General features: G+C 64.3%; 16 protein-coding genes. 12 read left to right on the plus strand and 4 right to left on the minus strand.

From position 1 onward, the window contains the following. Window positions 1–119 precede the first annotated feature (119 nt). The 4 genes from IVB46_RS34225 (at window position 120) to IVB46_RS34240 (ending at window position 4964) form a co-directional block, all read left to right on the plus strand. On the plus strand, window positions 120–1838 hold the full coding sequence (locus IVB46_RS34225; RefSeq protein WP_247309089.1) for an IlvD/Edd family dehydratase: 1719 nt from the start codon (window positions 120–122) through the stop codon (window positions 1836–1838). Between the two features lie 61 nt (window positions 1839–1899). Then, complete coding sequence (locus IVB46_RS34230) at window positions 1900–2895, plus strand: TRAP transporter substrate-binding protein (protein ID WP_247344534.1); 996 nt, start codon at window positions 1900–1902, stop codon at window positions 2893–2895. Window positions 2896–3048: 153 nt separating this feature from the next. After that, window positions 3049–3627, plus strand: a complete 579-nt coding sequence (locus IVB46_RS34235; RefSeq protein WP_208085568.1) for a TRAP transporter small permease — start codon at window positions 3049–3051, stop codon at window positions 3625–3627. Further along, complete coding sequence (locus tag IVB46_RS34240; protein ID WP_247307946.1) at window positions 3624–4964, plus strand: TRAP transporter large permease; 1341 nt, start codon at window positions 3624–3626, stop codon at window positions 4962–4964. Before IVB46_RS34235 ends, IVB46_RS34240 begins: the two co-directional genes overlap by 4 nt. Here the strand turns inward: IVB46_RS34240 and IVB46_RS34245 are convergent. Both IVB46_RS34245 and IVB46_RS34250 read right to left on the minus strand, forming a co-directional pair. Then, window positions 4957–5538: a histidine phosphatase family protein gene (locus IVB46_RS34245; RefSeq protein WP_247307949.1), complete on the minus strand. Its 582-nt coding sequence runs from the start codon at window positions 5536–5538 to the stop codon at window positions 4957–4959. The genes IVB46_RS34240 and IVB46_RS34245 overlap by 8 nt on opposite strands. Beyond that, the gene (locus tag IVB46_RS34250) at window positions 5535–6329 is read right to left on the minus strand and encodes an enoyl-CoA hydratase-related protein (RefSeq protein ID WP_247307952.1); all 795 of its coding nucleotides are present in this window, start codon (window positions 6327–6329) and stop codon (window positions 5535–5537) included. Before IVB46_RS34250 ends, IVB46_RS34245 begins: the two co-directional genes overlap by 4 nt. A 227-nt stretch (window positions 6330–6556) precedes the next feature. Here IVB46_RS34250 and IVB46_RS34255 point away from each other — a divergent pair, with 227 nt between their 5' ends. Beyond that, a complete protein-coding gene (locus tag IVB46_RS34255) occupies window positions 6557–7777 on the plus strand; it encodes an FAD-dependent oxidoreductase (protein ID WP_247307954.1) in 1221 nt (406 codons plus the stop codon). Here the strand turns inward: IVB46_RS34255 and IVB46_RS34260 are convergent, their stop codons facing one another. Next, the gene (locus IVB46_RS34260; protein ID WP_247344538.1) at window positions 7778–8692 is read right to left on the minus strand and encodes a ribokinase; all 915 of its coding nucleotides are present in this window, start codon (window positions 8690–8692) and stop codon (window positions 7778–7780) included. A gap of 19 nt (window positions 8693–8711) precedes the next feature. Continuing rightward, a complete protein-coding gene (locus IVB46_RS34265) occupies window positions 8712–9605 on the minus strand; it encodes a sugar kinase (protein WP_014496984.1) in 894 nt (297 codons plus the stop codon). Between the two features lie 206 nt (window positions 9606–9811). Here IVB46_RS34265 and IVB46_RS34270 point away from each other — a divergent pair, with 206 nt between their 5' ends. The 7 genes from IVB46_RS34270 to IVB46_RS34300 all read left to right on the plus strand — a co-directional run bounded on the left by IVB46_RS34270 (window position 9812) and on the right by IVB46_RS34300 (window position 17109). After that, window positions 9812–10660 (plus strand): VOC family protein, encoded by an 849-nt coding sequence (locus IVB46_RS34270; protein ID WP_247309091.1) that lies wholly within the window; start codon window positions 9812–9814, stop codon window positions 10658–10660. Window positions 10661–10787: 127 nt separating this feature from the next. Beyond that, window positions 10788–11543, plus strand: a complete 756-nt coding sequence (locus IVB46_RS34275; protein ID WP_247307960.1) for a TetR/AcrR family transcriptional regulator — start codon at window positions 10788–10790, stop codon at window positions 11541–11543. A 321-nt stretch (window positions 11544–11864) separates the two neighbouring features. After that, complete coding sequence (locus IVB46_RS34280) at window positions 11865–12674, plus strand: ABC transporter permease (RefSeq protein ID WP_166099348.1); 810 nt, start codon at window positions 11865–11867, stop codon at window positions 12672–12674. 46 nt (window positions 12675–12720) lie between these two features. Further along, entirely contained in the window at window positions 12721–13713 is a 993-nt protein-coding gene (locus tag IVB46_RS34285) for an ABC transporter substrate-binding protein (protein WP_247307963.1), read from the plus strand. After that, on the plus strand, window positions 13710–14558 hold the full coding sequence (locus tag IVB46_RS34290; protein ID WP_247307968.1) for an ABC transporter ATP-binding protein: 849 nt from the start codon (window positions 13710–13712) through the stop codon (window positions 14556–14558). The genes IVB46_RS34285 and IVB46_RS34290 overlap by 4 nt, the downstream gene beginning before the upstream one ends. A 5-nt stretch (window positions 14559–14563) precedes the next feature. Further along, on the plus strand, window positions 14564–15961 hold the full coding sequence (locus IVB46_RS34295) for a hypothetical protein (protein ID WP_247307971.1): 1398 nt from the start codon (window positions 14564–14566) through the stop codon (window positions 15959–15961). Further along, window positions 15958–17109 (plus strand): Gfo/Idh/MocA family oxidoreductase, encoded by a 1152-nt coding sequence (locus tag IVB46_RS34300; protein WP_247344541.1) that lies wholly within the window; start codon window positions 15958–15960, stop codon window positions 17107–17109. The genes IVB46_RS34295 and IVB46_RS34300 overlap by 4 nt, the downstream gene beginning before the upstream one ends. The last annotated feature ends 4 nt before the right edge of the window (window positions 17110–17113 follow it).

A 17113-nucleotide genomic window follows, 5' to 3' on the forward strand; every position in this document is an offset into this window, starting at 1 on the left:
GTCAATAATTTGTGTCCGCAGGCAGTGTCTGGAGCCAGAAAGCGCGGCGATCCGGCCCAATCTTATTGACAATCAGGGGGCAGGCTGTAGCACAATGGCAAGCGAGAAGGAGCGGCATGATGACGAGTGGTTTGCGCAAGGGTCTGACGAGCTATGGCGATGCCGGCTTCTCGCTGTTCCTGCGCAAGGCGTTCATCAAGGCCATGGGCTATTCCGACGACGCGCTGGAGCGCCCGATCGTCGGCATCACCAACACCTATAGCGACTACAATCCCTGCCACGGCAACGTCCCGCAGATCATCGAGGCCGCCAAGCGCGGCGTGATGCTGTCGGGCGCGATGCCGTTCGTGTTTCCGACCATTTCGATCGCCGAGAGCTTTGCGCATCCGACTTCGATGTATCTGCGCAACCTGATGGCGATGGACACCGAGGAGATGATCCGGGCCCAGCCGATGGATTCGGTGATCGTGATCGGCGGCTGCGACAAGACCCTTCCTGCGCAGGTCATGGCCGCGATCAGTGCTGATTTGCCGACCGTCGTCATTCCCGTCGGTCCCATGGTGGTCGGCCATCACAAGGGCGAGGTGCTCGGTGCCTGCACCGATTGCCGCCGTCTCTGGGGCAAGTATCGCGCCGGCGAAATGGATGATGCCGAGATCGAGGCGGTCAATGGCCGCCTCGCGCCGTCGGTCGGCACCTGCATGGTGATGGGCACGGCCTCGACCATGGCCTGCATGATCGAAGCCATGGGTCTGTCGCTGCCGATGAGCGCGACGATTCCCGCGCCGCATGCCGAACGCTTTCGCCTTGCCGAAGCGAGCGGCAGGGTTGCCGCCGAGATGGCCAAGACCAAGGGGCCGAAGCCGAGCGAATTGCTGACGCCGGCGTCTTTCAAGAATGCGCAGGTCGTGCTCCAGGCGATCGGCGGCTCGACCAACGGCCTGATCCATTTGACGGCAATGGCGCACCGCTCGCCCCACCGCCTCGATCTCGAGGTGTTCGACCGGATTGGCCGCGAAGTGCCGGTGCTGGTCGACCTCAAGCCGTCGGGCGAACACTACATGGAGCATTTCCACCACGCCGGTGGCGTGCCGAAATTGCTGGCGCAGCTCGGCGATCTCGTCGATCTCGACGCGAAGACCATCAGCGGCCAGACGCTGCGCGATGTCGTCGCGAATGCGGAGGACGTGCCGGGCCAGGATGCGATCCGTCCGCGCGACAATCCGATCAAGAAGGAAGGCGGCCTTGCCGTCCTGCACGGCAACCTCGCCCCGCGCGGTGCCGTCATCAAGCAGTCGGCCGCGAGCCCCAAGCTGTTGCAGCACACGGGGCGTGCGGTGGTGTTCGAATCCGTCGAGGACATGACCTTGCGGGTCGACCATCCCGATCTCGACGTGAACTCCGACGACGTGCTGGTGCTGCGCAACGCCGGCCCTAAGGGCGCGCCCGGCATGCCCGAGGCGGGTTATCTGCCGATCCCGAAGAAGCTCGCGCGCGGCGGCACCAAGGATATGGTGCGCATTTCGGATGCGCGCATGAGCGGCACCGCGTTCGGCACCATCGTGCTTCACATCACGCCGGAATCCGCTGTCGGCGGACCGCTCGCGCTGGTAAAGAACGGCGACATGATCCGGCTGGATGTTGCCAAGCGCAGCATCGAGCTGCTGGTCGATGCCGCCGAGCTGGAGCGTCGGCGCGCCGCATTGAAGCCGGCCGCAGCACCCGATGAGGCGCGGCGCGGCTACGCCTGGCTGTTCAACGAGACCATCATGCAGGCCGACGAGGGCTGCGACTTCGATTTCATGCAGAGGACTGGGAAGCAGACTGAGAAGGGGTGACGAACCACCCGAACGAGCGCTCAGACCGCACAAGCGGCGGGCGATAAAACAGGGGGAAACGATGATTGCACGATCCATGCGTGGGTTGGTGGCCATGGCCGCCGTACTTTTCGTCACCGGGGCCGGGGCACAGGAGGTGAAGCATTATCGCTTTGCCTACGATCAGCCGCGCAACACCGGCTATTCCATCGCGGGCGACCTCTTTGCCGATAAGCTCAAGGAATTGAGCAAGGGCACCATGATCATCGACCAGTATCCGGGCGCGCAACTCGGGCAGGAGCCGCAGGTGCTCCAGCTCGTGAAGGCCGGCGACATCGAATTCGCCATCATCTCCTCGGCCAACACCGCGACGATCTCCCCGCAGGCCGGCGTGATGTCGCTGCACTTCCTGTTCCGCGACGAGAACCACGTGGTCAAGGGGCTGGCCGATCCCCGCGTGTTCGAAGCGCTCAAGACCATGATCGACGAGACCACGCAGGGCCTGCACGTGATTGCGACCGGTTCGCAGGGTGTGCGCCACATGTACTCCAAGAAGGAGATCCACAATGTCGGCGACATCAAGGGGCTGAAGATCCGCGTCCAGGCGACCGCGACCGAGGACATGATGTTCCCGGCCTACGGTGCCCAGACTGTGCACATGCCATTCGGCAGCGTCTACACCAGCTTGCAAACCGGCGTCGTCGACGTCGCCGAGAACAGCATCAACGTCTACCTCGTCAACAAGCACTACGAAGTCGCCCCGGTCCTCAACATCACCGAGCACGAGGCCAACAACGCGCTGGTGTTCGTCTCCGACAAGCTCTGGCAGAGCCTGTCGGCGCAGCAGAAGGGGTGGGTGCAGGCGGCGGCCAACGAGGTCAGCACGAAAGAGCCGCAGAAGGCGTTCGACCTCGAGCGCACCGCGGCCGACAAGCTGAAGAAGATGGGCGTGAAGATCGTCGACAACGTCGACAAGAAGAGCTTCACGGTGATCGCCGATCCCTATCTCGACAAGCTCGCCAAGGAGCTCGGCCCGCATGCCGAGAAGATCAAGAATTTGATCCGGTCGGTGAACTAGTTCCAGCAAAGTCGTCATGCCCGGGCAGAAGCGCGAAGCGCGCCTTCGCGCCAGATGTCCCGGGCATCCACGTTCTTCCCTCGAGCCCGCACCAAGTGCGTGGATGGCCGGGACAAGCCCGGCCACGACGGAAAGCTGCAGCCGGGAGCAACAATGCCCATCGCCGACAAACTGCTCGTTCAACGCCAGCGTCACCTCAAGTGGCGCTGGCTCGACTGGCTCGAGCTTGCGCTGATGATCCTCTGCGGCGTGCTCTGCTTCGGCTTCTCGCTCTCGGTCACCGCCGACATCGTCACGCGCACCATCGGCCACCCCTGGCTGTGGCTTCAGGAAGTCACCTCGACGCTGTTCATCTATGCGATCTTCGTCGGGACCGCGGTCGCGACCCGGCGCAACGATCACCTCTATCTCACGGCGATCTCCGAAGCGATGCACGGCACGGCGCGGCTGATCGTCGAAGTGATCATTCGTCTCGTCGTGCTCGGCGTCGCCTTCTGCCTGATCTGGTACGGCTATCAGAACTATCTCCGCGGCTTCGGCAGTTTTCGCCTGCCGTCGGGCACCCCGATCGCCTCGCTCTATGCGATCATCCCGCTGTCCGGCGTGCTGATCGGCCTGTTCACCATCGAGCAGCTCGTCAACGGCTTGCGCAACGGCTTTGACCATCACGAGCCGCCCGAAGAGGACGGAGCGCCCGTCATCACGGACGTGCAGATGAGGGCGCAGCCGTGAGCGCACCCGTTGTCCTGGCGTTGATGTCGATCTGCTTCCTGTCGTTCGGCTATCTCGGCGTGCCCGTGCCGTTCTCGCTGATGGCCGGCGTGTTCATTGGTGCGCTCCTCTCCGATGTCTCGCTGGCCGCGATCATCCAGAAGATATTTGACGGCGTGGACTCCGAGGCGTTGTTGGCAATCCCGTTCTTCCTGCTGGTCGGCGAGCTCATGAGCTCGGCCAACGTGGTGGTACGAATAGCCAACCTGTCAGTATCGCTGGTCGGACACATCAGGGGCGGGCTGTCGCAGGTCGTCGTTGTCTTCAGCATGTTCTTCTCGGAAATGTCGGGCTCGACCACTGCCGACGTCGCCGTGATGAGCCGCGCGCTGGGCGGCCCGATGAAGCGGGAGGGCTATGAGCCCGCCTTCATCGCGGCGATCATCGCCTCCGCCTCGACGATTGCGGCGCTGGTGCCGCCGAGCATCACGGCGGTGGTCTATGGCGCCGTCGGCAACGTCTCGATCGCCGGCCTGTTCATGGCGGGCGTGGTGCCTGGGCTGATGATCGGCTTCGGGTTGATGATCTATTGTTACTTCTTCGGCCCTTCCGGCCTGCGCAAGCCGCGCGCGCCGCTGCGGCAGGTGGTGTTCGCCGCGGGTGACGCCGCCCTGCCGCTGATGATCCCTGTCATTTTGCTCGGCGGCATCCTCACCGGCTGGTTCACGCCGACGGAAGCCGGCGTCGTTGCGGTGGTCTGGATTGTCGTCGTCGTGATCCCCGCGCTGAACCGCGGGCATATCAAAAAGATCCCATATGATTTCTGCCTTGCAGGCCTGATCTTCTCGCTGCCGCTGATCACGATCGGCGCTGCCAATGCCTTCGGCTGGATGCTCGCTTACTTACGCGGTGCGAGTTACATCGCCGACATGATCACCTCGATTGCCGGCAACGATCCGCATCTGATCATGCTGCTGATGGTGCTGCTCTTCACTGTGGTCGGTGACTTCATCGAGCCAGTGCCGACCATCATCATCTTCATGCCGCTGGTCAACGCGCTGACCGAGGCCGGCGACATCAACGCCGTGCATATGGGCGTGGTGCTGATCGCCACGCTCGCCTTTGGCCTGATCACGCCGCCATACGGCCTGGTGCTGCTGATGGCCTCGAAATTCGTCGGCATCAGTTTTGCGAAGGCCTTACGCGCCGCCTTGCCGATCTATGTGGTATTCCTGGCCACGATCGCGTTCGCGATCTACTTCCCGAGCGTGGTGCTGTGGCTGCCGCAGCACGTGCTGCCGGAATCGGTCGGCTGCTTCAAGTCGCCGGCAGGGACGGGCTACATCTGTCCTAAGTGACGAGCTGCTCGACGCGCCATTGCTCGCCTTCGCGCACGTAGCGAAACGGCGTGCCGTGGCTGTTCTTGAAATAGCTGCCGGCGAGCGATTTCGCCATTCCCTGCATCACCGCGTCGTGGCAGACGAACAGGAAGTCGTCGTCAGGATGACGGTCGAGCCATGCGGAGACGCAAGCCAGCGACCGATCGGTCATGGCGTCCCAGTTTTCGCCGTCGGCGGGCAGGATCGAGACGAGGCCCGTCGCTGAGTTGATGCCGTGCTTGATCATGAGGTCGCGGACAGGCAGGCCCTCAAAGCTTCCGAAATCGAACTCGATGATGCCGTCGTCGATCGAGAGCGGCACTGAGATGGCGTCCGCGATGATCTTGGCCGTTTGCGCCGCGCGCACCAGCGGGCTCGCGACGATGCGGCTGATGCCGGTCCCGCGCAACATGTCCGCGGCCTCGTGCGCCTGCGCGAGGCCGTCCGCGTTCAGCGGGTTGTCGGTTCGTCCCTGAAACAGCCCCTGCCTGTTCCAGTCGGTCGCGCCGTGGCGCAAGCCGCAGAACGAGCGCGCCGGTGCCGGCGCGCTCACTTGCCTTTGCTCGTGAATTTTTTAACGGCGACGCGGAAATCCTCCGTGTTCATCGCCATGATGATCTTGTGCTCCTCGGCATCGAGCTGCTGCTTCACCGGCGTGGTCGCGGCCTGGTAGACCAGCGACTTGGTGCCGGCGATCGCCCCCGGCGGATTCTGCGCCAGGCGCTCGGCGAGTTTTCGCGTGGCCGCCTTCAACTCCGCGGCGGGGACGACCTTCGCAACCAGGCCCCATTCATGGGCCTGCTGCGCGGTAAAATTGTCCTCCGACAGGAAGATCTGGAGCGCACGTCGCGATCCGACCGTACCGACGATCCCGACCGTCGAGCCGCCGTCCGGCGACACCCCGATCTTGGCATAGGCCGGCGTGAACTTGGCATCCTCCGCGGCGATGCAGAGATCGGTGACGAAGGCGAGGCCCATGCCGGCGCCGGCCGCCGAGCCGTGCACGCTGGACAGCGAAATCTTCGGCATGCGCCGGATGATCTCGATGAAGGCATGATAATGCTTCAGCAGCTCGCCGACGACCGGCGTGACCGTGCCGGTTTCGGCCGCAGCGCCGATCGTCTGCAGATCGCCGCCGGCTGAGAAGGCGCGGCCTTCTCCTTCGAGCACGATGACCCTGATGTCGTCGGCGCCTTCGAGATAGGCCGCGAGCTGTTCGAGCTTCTGCGCGATTGCAAGGTTGACCGAGTTGAACGCGGCGGGGCGGTTGAGCGTGATGGTTGCGATCGGGCCGTCGATCCGCAGCAGGGCGGGATCTTCGGGTTTTGAGACGGGAGCTGGCATCTGGAATATCCCCGGCATGAGGTCGTTGCTGCAACTAAATCGCAGAAGGTCGGGGGTGACAATCCCCGCATGCCGCTCTTGCGCAGGACGGAATGATGGGCTCAAATGGGCCGCCTTCGTTTAGGAACGGACACGAGCGCCGGCTCCTCCTGGGCAAGCCAAGCCAATATCAGCGAGAGAGGAGACGACATGGGTGACGCTCGTGTCTCCGGAAATGGGCTGTTCCAATGACGGGTGGTCCGGTGATCATTGTCGGTGCCGGCCATGGCGGCTATCAGGTCGCGGCATCCCTGCGTCAGGCGGGCTTTTCCGATCGCGTCTGCCTGATCAACGACGAGGCGCATCTGCCCTATCAGCGGCCGCCGCTGTCCAAGGCCTATATCAAGGGCTCGGCCGGGCCGGAGAGCCTGATGTTCCGGCCGGAGAAATTCTACCAGGATCAGAAGATCGAGCTGATCGCGGGCCGCGCGGTGTCGATCGATCGCGCCGGCCACAAGGTGCATCTCGCATCCGGCGAGACGCTGCCTTACGGCCACCTGGTGCTGGCCACGGGCGCGCGCAACCGGCTGCTTGATTTGCCGAATGCGAATTTGCCCGACGTGAAATATCTGCGCATCCTCGACGACAGCGAGGCGCTGCGACAGATCATGCCGTCGAAGTCGCGTCTCGTGGTGATCGGCGCCGGCTTCATCGGCCTCGAATTCGCGGCCACCGCGCGGATCAAGGGCCTCGAGGTGGACGTGCTCGAACTCGCCCCGCGCGTGATGGCGCGCGCGGTGACGGCGGAGGTCTCGGAGTATTTTCAGGCGCGGCATCGCGAGGCCGGCATCCGCATTCATCTCGGTGTGCAGGCAACCTCGATCGAGGCTGAGGGCGGCAAGGTCACCGGCGTTTCCTTGAGCGACGGAAGGCATCTGCCGGCCGACCTCGTCGTGGTCGGTGTCGGCGTGCTGCCGAACATCGAGCTTGCGGCGGAGGCGGGGCTTGCCGTCGCCGCCGGCATCATCGTCGACGAATATCTCTCGACGTCCGATCCTGACATCTCCGCGATCGGCGACTGCGCGCTGTTCGCCAGTCCGCGCTTCGGCGGATCGCAGCGGCTGGAGTCGGTGCAGAACGCCACCGATCACGCCCGCTGCCTCGCGGCGCGGCTGACCGGCGACCGCAAGGCCTACGACAGTCACCCCTGGTTCTGGAGCGACCAGGGCGACGACAAGCTCCAGATGGCGGGGCTGACCACCGGCTACGACCGCGTCGTGCTGCGCGGCGATCCCGCGAAGAAAGCGTTCTCGGCGTTCTGCTACAAGGGCGACAGACTGCTCGGCATCGAGTCGGTCAACCGTGCCGGCGACCACATGTTCGGTCGCCGCCTGTTCGGACTGGAGCGCTCGATCACGCCAGAGCAGGCCGCGGACGAAGGCTTCGACCTGAAGAGTGCGCTGGCCTGATCATCCGGCCTTGATGACGGCGGCGACTTCCGCGGCCGTCGGCATCGACGGCCCGGCGCCCATCCGCTGCACGCTGATCGAGGCGGCCGCGTTGGCGAAAGCGAGCGCGGTACGCAGGGGCACGCCCTCCGCCAGCTGCGCCGCAAGTGCGCCGACGAAGCAATCGCCGGCGCCGGTGGTGTCGACCGCCTTCACCGCGCGGCCGGGCACCGCGAATTCCTCGCGGCCGGCGAGCGCGAGCACGCCCCGCTTGCCGAGCGTGACGCAGATGGTCTGGTCCTCGCGTGCCTGAAGTTGCCGCGCGACGTCGATGATTGTTGCGGCCTCGTCGCCGTCGGAGAGCTCCACGCCCGCGAGGAAGCCGAGCTCGGTCTCGTTCAGCACGAGGATGTCGACGAGCGCCAGCAGCTCGGCGGACATCTTTTGCGCCGGTGCCGGGTTAAGCAGCGTCGTGGCGCCGGCGCTACGGGCGCGCTGGAAGAAGGCGGCAATCGTCGGCAGCGTAATCTCGAACTGGCTGACGGCCACATCGCCCTTCGCCAGCGGAACGTCCGCGACATCGTCGGTGCTGACCAGCGCATTGCTGCCGGGGATGACGACGATGGTGTTGTCGGAGGCTGCCACCGTGATGATCGCGGTGCCGCTATGCGTGTCGGCGTCCCGAACAGGGCCGAGATCGATGCCCTGCGCACCGAGGAACGTCCGCAACTCAGCGCCAAAGGAATCCTTGCCAAGCCGGCCGATCAGCGTGGTCTTTGTACCGAGCCGTGACGCCGCGACGGCCTGGTTCGCGCCCTTGCCGCCGGGAAAATACAGCACCTGCCGGCCGGCGACGGTCTCGCCGACTTTGGGATGGCGATCGGCGGTCGCCACGACATCCATGTTGATGCTGCCGGCGATAAAGACGCGCCCCATGATATGCCCTTACAAAACCCTAGACCCTGACTTCGAACTCGTGCCTGACTTTGGCGATGTCCACAAGGGTCGGCAGCCCGGCCTCGTTGCCGAGGCGCTGGATCTTGAATGTCGAGGCGGCGCGGGCAAAATCAAAATGCTCGCGCCAGCTTTTGCCGGGGTGGGCGAGGTAGGAATAGACATAGGCGCCGTGGAAGACGTCGCCGGCGCCATTGGTGTCGATCACGCGCTCGCGCGGGATCGGCATCGCCGGCATGACCTCGACCGCACCCGTCTCATTGTACCAGAGCAGGCCCTTCTCACCCATGGTGACGCCGCCGATCTTGCAGCCGCGGCTCTTGAGGTAGTCGAGCATCTTCTCGGGCGTCAGGTCCATCTGCTCACACAGGCGTTCGGCGACGATGGCGACGTCGATGAATGCGAGCAGCTCATGCGTGTTGGTGCGCAGGCCGCCGCCGTCGAGCGAGGTCAGGATTCCGGCCTCGCGGCAGACCTTTGCATAGTGGATCGCGGCATCGGGCTGATGGCCGTCGATGTGCAGGGCGCGGCAGCCACCGAGATTGAGCATCGGGAACGGATGGATGTGCTCGTCGTCGCGGCAGCGGACAATGGCGCGCTTGCCGTCCTTGGGCATGATGAAGGACAGCGAGGACTGGTTCACCTTCCGCCCGTGCAGCGAGATCGCGTATTTCGCGCACATGTCCTGGAACATCCGCCCCAGCCAGTCATTGGCCGCCGTGGCGATGAGGTCGGGCACGATGCCGAGCTTGGCGCAGCAGAACGCCGCCGTGACCGCGTTGCCGCCGAAGGAGACCGCGTAGTCCGTTGCCACGTGCTTTTCGTCGCCGGTCGGCATGTGGTCGGTGATGAAGACGACGTCGATATAGGTCTGACCGATAAAGAGAGCCTGCATTGGTTGTCCGTGATGCGCTGGGTGGTCCCGGCCGGCGAGCTTACTCTAACACCGGTTCCGCTCTAGGGACGCTGAAATTATTCGCAAATCTGCCGCCCGAGCGCTTGAGGTCGGCATGGGGCCGGAATACGACCATCACCGGTCCATGCCAAGCCCGGACAAACGCCGTCCTTCGGAATGGTTCCAGGTCGATCAAGGGGGGAATGATGATCACCGGCCTCGATCACGTCGTCGCCCTGGTGAGGGATATCGGTGCGGCCAAGGCGGCGTATCAGACGCTGCTCGGGCGCGCGCCGGCCTGGCAGAATTCCGGCGAGGGCGCCGACCGCGTGCTGTTCACGCTTGCGAACATGACGATCGAGCTGATGGCGCCGAGCGGCTTTAACGTTGCGGCGGACCGGATCCGCGCGCTGCTCGACGACCGCGAGGGCGTGCTCGCCAGCCTGTGCTTTCGTGTCGCAGACATGGGCAAGATGCACCGGCGGCTGGAACGGGTGGCCTTGAGGCCGGATCCGGTCGCCGAGGTCGAAAGCAACGACGTCGAGAGCGGTGCGGTCCTGCACTGGAAACGCACGCGTGCCGCAACCGAATTGACGCGCGGCGTGCGCATGTTTTTCCTCGAACTCGCCGAGGAGCGGCCGCTGTCGGCTGCGACCGACATCGCGCCGATCGATGGGCTCGACCACGTCGTGGTTACCACCGAGGATTCCGACCGCGCCGCCGCGCTCTATGGCGCGCGGCTCGGCCTTGATCTCGCACTGGACCGCTCGCACCAGGATTGGGGCCAGCTGATGTTCTTCCGCTGCGGCGATCTCATCGTCGAAGTGGTGCGCCGTCCCGTGGCGGGCGGGGATTCCCTGCATGACCGTCTCTGGGGCCTGAGCTGGCGGGTCGCCGACATCGACACCACGCGCGCCCGCCTGCTCGCCGCCGGCCTCGACGTCACCGAGGTGCGCAACGGCCGCAAGCCGGGCACGCGGATCATGACGGTGCGGAACGGCACCTGCGGGATCCAGACGGTGCTGCTGGAGCGCTCGCCGAAGCCGGTGGAGTGAAGGGGCGGCCTCCCGTTCGTCATTGCGAGGAGCTCTTGCGACGAAGCAATCCAGGCTGTCTCCGCGGTGGCAGTCTGGATTGCTTCGCTGCGCTCGCAATGACGAAACTATGCGGCGGGCCTCGCGCATGATAAATGCGATCTGGACGATCACCCAGCGGGCACCCGGTTTGGCGAAAGCAACGGCAAAGCGAACTCTGAAATGGCAGCGCGACCCCGAGGGGATGCGGCTGCGCATTCTCGAAGCCGCCAAGCAGGAGTTTTCGGCGCACGGGCTCGCGGGCGCGCGTGTCGACCGCATCGCGGCGAAGGCCGGCGCCAACAAGCGCATGCTCTACTATCACGTCGGCAACAAGGACGAGCTCTATCTCGCGGTGCTCGAAGGCGCCTATGACAAGATCCGTAGCGAGGAGCGGGGGCTGGATCTCGAGCATCTCGATCCGCCCGAAGCGATACGGCGGCTGATCGAGTTCACCTGGAACTACTTCCTGCGCAACCCGGAATTCCTGTCGCTGCTCCAGACCGAGAACCTCGCGCGCGCAAAGCACCTCAAGCGCTCGACCAAGGTCAAGTCGATGCACTCGCCCTTCGTCGAGATGATCCGCACCGTGGTGCTGCGCGGCGTCGACAGCGGCGATTTCCAGGTCGCGGTCGATCCGGTGCAGCTCTACATCTCGATCGCGGGGCTCTGCTTCTTCTATCTCTCCAATTCGGCCACGTTGAGCGTGATCTTCGGCCGCGATCTGCTGGCCAAGGACGCCAAGGACGAGAGGCTTTCGCACATGGTCAGCCTCGTGCTGGCCGCGCTGACGGGCCGATCGACCGCGCTGTTCGAGATCGCCAAGGCGCCGAAGTCGCGCAGCGCCGTGGCGCAGACGGTTTAGCGGCCTAGTCCGCGCGTTGGTGGACTAATCGTCCGTCGTTTCCTCAATCCCCGCCGTCATTGCCCGCGAAGGCGGGCGATCCAGTATTCCAGAGACGGTTGAGATTGAACCGAGAAGCCGCGGCGTACTGGATTCCCCGCCTTCGCGGGGAATGACACCGAGGGTGAGGCGGTCTCGTGCCCCGGACGTAGCGCAGCAGCGCGTCCGGGACACGAGAGGAGGCCAGGAACCGGCACAAAACGTCACAGGGAAAGCTCTGGACAGTATTTATCCAACGAGTTAATTTCTCCCCCGAACGAAGAAGAATGCCGGGAGTGAGACGTGGCTGAGTTGAAGCCGCAAGGTGCGGTATCCAAGATGCTGAATGCGGCCTGGGTCCGGCCGTTCCTGTTCCTGGTCTTCATCGTCGTCGCCTGGGATCTTGCGATCCGCCTGTTCAAGATCCCCGCCTATCAGATCCCGGCGCCGGGCGATGTTCTCGCTGTGCTGCGCACCGAATGGCCGGAACTGCTGCGCCAGTCCTGGCCGACCACCTATGCGACCGTCTGCGGCTTCCTGCTGTCGGCGCTGTTCGGCATTCCCGTCGCCATGCTGATCGCGGGCTCGAAGACGGTGGAGAGCTATGTCTATCCGCTGCTGGTGTTCTCGCAATCCGTGCCGAAGATCGCGATCGCGCCGCTGTTCGTGGTCTGGTTTGGCTTCGGCATTATTCCCAAAGTGATTTCCGCCTTCCTGCTCGGCTTCTTCCCGGTGGTGGTCTCCGCCGTTCAGGGCTTCAAATCGGTCGATCCCGACATGGTCGATCTCGCGCGCGCCATGCAGGGCAGCCGGTTCCGGGTTTTCCTCGCGGTGAATTTGCCGCATGCGCTGCCGGCGATCTTCTCAGGCCTCAAAGTGTCGGTGACGCTGGCCGTGGTCGGCGCCGTCGTCGGCGAGTTCGTCGGCTCCAATTCCGGCATCGGCTACGTGATGCAGCGCTCGATCGGCACGTTCGATCTGCCGACGATGTTCGCGGCGCTGGTGATCCTAGCGCTGCTCGGGGTGATCCTGTTCTGGATCGTGGACCGGATCGAGAAGCTGGTCATTCCCTGGCATGTCAGCCAGCGTGAGGACGTGATTTTCGCCTCTTAACTCAAGCAACGAACGGCCAACGCAACAAGGGCAAGGGAGAGAAACGATGAAGCGGTGGATAGGAGCTGTCTCGGCGGCGCTGATGGTGTTCGCGGCGATGCCGGCACAGGCAGCCGACAAGGTCGTTCTGATGCTGAACTGGTACGTCTATGGCGAGCACGCGCCGTTCTATTACGGCAAGGCCAAGGGCATCTATGCCGCCGAAGGCATCGATCTCGAAATCCAGGAAGGCCGCGGATCGGCTGCGACCACGCAGGCCGTCGCCGCCAAGACCGCCGATTTCGGCTATGTCGACGTCCCCACTATGATGCGCGCCGCGATCAAGGGCGCGCCTGTCGTCGCGACCGGTGTGCTGCTCCAGACCAGCCCGATGTCCGCCATGGGTTTTGCCGACAAGAACATCAAGAAACCGGAGGACATCAAGGGCAAGACGGTGGCGATCACGCCGGCCGACTCCATGACCCAGATCTGGCCGCTGTTCCTGAAGAAGACCGGCCTCAAGGAGAGCGATTTCCAGACGGTCGCCGGCGACGGCCAGACCAAGCTCAACGCCGTCATCAACGGCCAGGCCGATCTGCTGCTCGGCTACGTCATGGACCAGTCGATGAAGATCAAGGACGCCACCGGCAAGGACGTATTCCCGATCAAGTTCGCCGACTACGGCATCAACATGGTCTCCTCCGGCATCATCGCCAACTCGGACTATGTGAAGGCCAATGCCGACCTCGTCCGCCGCTTCATGTCGGCGACGACCAAGGCGGTCGAAGCCGCCGAGAAGGAGCCGAAGGCGGCTGCGCAAGCGATCCTCGATGCCAACCCCAAGGGCGGCAAGATCGACACGCTGACGCAGGGATTTGAGCTGACCATTCCGCTCTACCGGACCGCTGAGACCAAGAGCAAGCGGCCGTTCCAGGTCACCGACCAGAACATGACGGACTCCGTCAATCTGATGGTCGAATATGGCGGACTGGATGCCAAGGCCAAGGAGAACCCGAAGGCCTTCTACACCAACGATTATCTGCCGAAGAGCGGATCGTGAAGCAAGCCGCAGTAGCGAGTGAAACCGTGCAGCAGGCCGCGCATCTGAGACTGGTGAGCGACCGGGCTGCCGGCGATGCGTCGGGCATCAAACTGTCCGGCGTGTCGAAGACCTACCGGACGCGCGACGGCGACGTGCCGTCGCTGCGTCCGCTCGATTTCCACATCAACGACGGCGAATTCTTCGTCGTGGTCGGCCCAAGCGGCTGCGGCAAGTCCACGCTGCTCAAGCTGATCTCGGGGTTGCTGCCGCCGACATCAGGCGAGGTTCTGGTCGAGGGTGAGAAGGTCACGAAGCCGCACGGCAATGTCGGCATCGTCTTCCAGAACGCGCTGCTGCTGCCCTGGCGCAACATCCTCGCGAACGTGATGCTGCCGATCGACATGAAGCGGCTGCCGCGACAACACTATCTCGATCGCGCCAAGGCGCTCTTGAGGTTGGTCGGCCTCGAAGGTTTCGAGAAGAAGCTGCCCTGGCAGCTCTCCGGCGGCATGCAGCAGCGCGCCTCGATCTGCCGTGCGCTGGTGCACGATCCCAAGATCATGCTGATGGACGAGCCGTTCGGCGCGCTCGACGCGTTGACGCGCGAGCGCATGAATGTCGAGTTGATGCGGATCCAGCGCGAGACCAGGAAGACGGTGCTCCTGATCACGCATTCGATTCCCGAGGCCGTGTTCCTCGCCGACCGCGTGCTGGTCATGACCGAGCGGCCCGGCGCGATCGCTGCGATCTACGACGTGCCGCTGCCGCGCCCGCGGTCGCTCGATGTGATGGCCGATCCTGTCTTCACCGAGCTCGTGCAACGCATCCGCAAGCATTTCTTCTCACAGGGTGCACTGGACTGACGATCATGGCGCCGCGCCTGAAGCTGCGAGACATCGCTTTCTTCGAACGTCCCGTGCATTTCGCGCGGCCGTTCCGCTTCGGCGCGATCACGATCAACGCGACGCCGCAGCTGTTCGTGCGGGTCGAGATCGAGGTCGAGGGCAGGGGAGCTGCGGTCGGCGCCAGTGCCGAGCTGCTGGTGCCGAAATGGTTCGACAAGCGGCCGGAGCTATCGCCGGCGCAGACGGTCGACGGCCTGCGCCGGTCGCTGGAGATTGCGCGGGGCCTTTATCTTGCGCGGACTGGATTTTTGACGGCGTTCGATCTGCATGCCTCGTGCATCGGCGCGCAGGTCGCGACTTGTGCGAAAAAGAACATTCCGGCGCTTGCTGCCGCTTATGGCCCGGCGGAGATCGACAAAGCAATCCTCGATGCGCTGCTCCGCGCCGGCGAGACCAACTTTTTCGACGGGATGGCCGGCAACATTGCCGGCATCGATGCGCGGCTTTCGCCGGACCTCAAGGAAGCGGATATCGCGCAGTTTCTCGCGGGCCGAAAGCCGCTGCCGCGCGTTGCCATCAGGCACACCGTGGGCCTCGACGATACCGTCGAAGGTGAGGGCGGTGTTGCCGATGCACGCGAGAACGCCGGTGCCAATTACTTCAAGCTGAAACTGTCGGGCGATCCCGCTGCCGATGCAGGACGGCTGGCGCGGATCGGCAAGGAACTCGACGCGCTCGGGCGCGACTACAAGGTGACGCTCGACGCGAACGAGCAGTACGCCGATCTTGCCGCACTACAGGCACTGATGGACCGGCTTGATCGTGATTCCGCGCTGCGCCCGATCGCCTCGCGCTTGCTCTATGTCGAACAGCCGATGCCGCGAGACATCACCCGGCAATGCCCGCTCGGCTCGCTGGCCGCGCACGGCTTCATCATCGACGAGGCCGACGATTCTTACGATGCCTTCCCGGCGGCGCGTGCGCTCGGCTATTGCGGCATTTCCTCGAAGTCGTGCAAGGGCCTCTACAAGTCCATCGTCAACGCGACCCGCGCGGCGAAATGGAGCGTGGACGGCGCGCGGTTCTTCGTGACCGGCGAGGACCTGACTTGCCAGGCCGGTCTTGCCGTGCAGCAGGATCTCGCGCTCGGCGCCTTCATCGGCGTCACCCATGCGGAGCGCAACGGCCATCACTATGTCGACGGATTTGGCGAGACGCCGACCGCTGAAGCGCAGGCTTTCGCGCTCGCGCATCCCGATCTCTATGCCGATGCCGGGCAGGGCATCCGCCTCTCCATTCACAACGGCGATCTCCTGACGGGATCGCTTCATGCAACGGGCTTTGCGACGTCGGTCCATCCGGACTGGTCGGCGCTCCGGCCGCTCGAACAGCCAACATCACTTCAGGAGCAATTGGTATGACCACCCAACGCCTCGGCCTCATCATGAACGGCGTTACCGGCCGCATGGGTCTCAACCAGCATCTGATCCGCTCGATCGTCGCGATCCGCGAACAGGGCGGCGTCCGGCTGAAGAACGGCGACCGCGTGATGCCCGATCCGATCCTGGTTGGCCGCAGCGCCGACAAGGTCGAAGCCCTCGCCAAGCGCTACGACATCGCGCGCTGGACCACCGACCTCGATGCGGCGCTCGCCGACAAGAACGACACCATGTTCTTCGACGCCGCGACCACGCAGGCGCGGCCCGGCCTTCTGACCCAGGCCATCAACGCCGGCAAGCACGTCTATTGCGAGAAGCCGATCGCGACGAATTTCGAGGAGGCGCTCGAGGTCGTCAAGCTCGCCAACTCAAAGGGCGTCAAGCATGGCACGGTGCAGGACAAGCTGTTCCTGCCGGGCCTGAAGAAGATCGCCTTCCTGCGCGATTCCGGCTTCTTCGGCCGCATCCTCTCGGTGCGCGGCGAGTTTGGCTATTGGGTGTTCGAAGGCGGTTGGCAGGAGGCGCAGCGGCCGTCCTGGAACTACCGCGACGAGGACGGCGGCGGCATCATCCTCGACATGGTCTGCCACTGGCGCTACGTGCTCGACAACCTGTTCGGCAATGTCCAGAGCGTGGTCTGCATCGGCAACACCGACATCCCCGAGCGTTTTGACGAGCAGGGCAAGAAGTACAAGGCGACCGCGGATGATTCCGCCTACGCGACCTTCCAGCTCGAGGGCGGCGTCATCGCCCATATCAACATGTCCTGGGTGACGCGCGTCTATCGCGACGACCTCGTCACCTTCCAGGTCGACGGCACACACGGCTCGGCGGTCGCGGGCCTGTCGGATTGCATGATCCAGGCGCGGCAGGCAACGCCCCGGCCGGTGTGGAATCCCGACGAGAAGCGGCTGCACGACTTCTACGGCGACTGGCAGAAGCTGCCTGACAACGTCACCTACGACAACGGCTTCAAGGAGCAGTGGGAGATGTTCATCCGCCACGTCTACGAGGACGCGCCCTACAAGTTCACGCTGCTCGAAGGCGTCAAGGGCGTGCAGCTCGCCGAATGCGCGCTGAAGAGCTGGAAGGAGCGGCGCTGGATCGACGTCGCCCCGATCAAGGCCTGAGGAG

It is taken from the genome of Bradyrhizobium sp. 61 (assembly GCF_023073075.1).
Lineage (GTDB): Bacteria > Pseudomonadota > Alphaproteobacteria > Rhizobiales > Xanthobacteraceae > Bradyrhizobium > Bradyrhizobium barranii.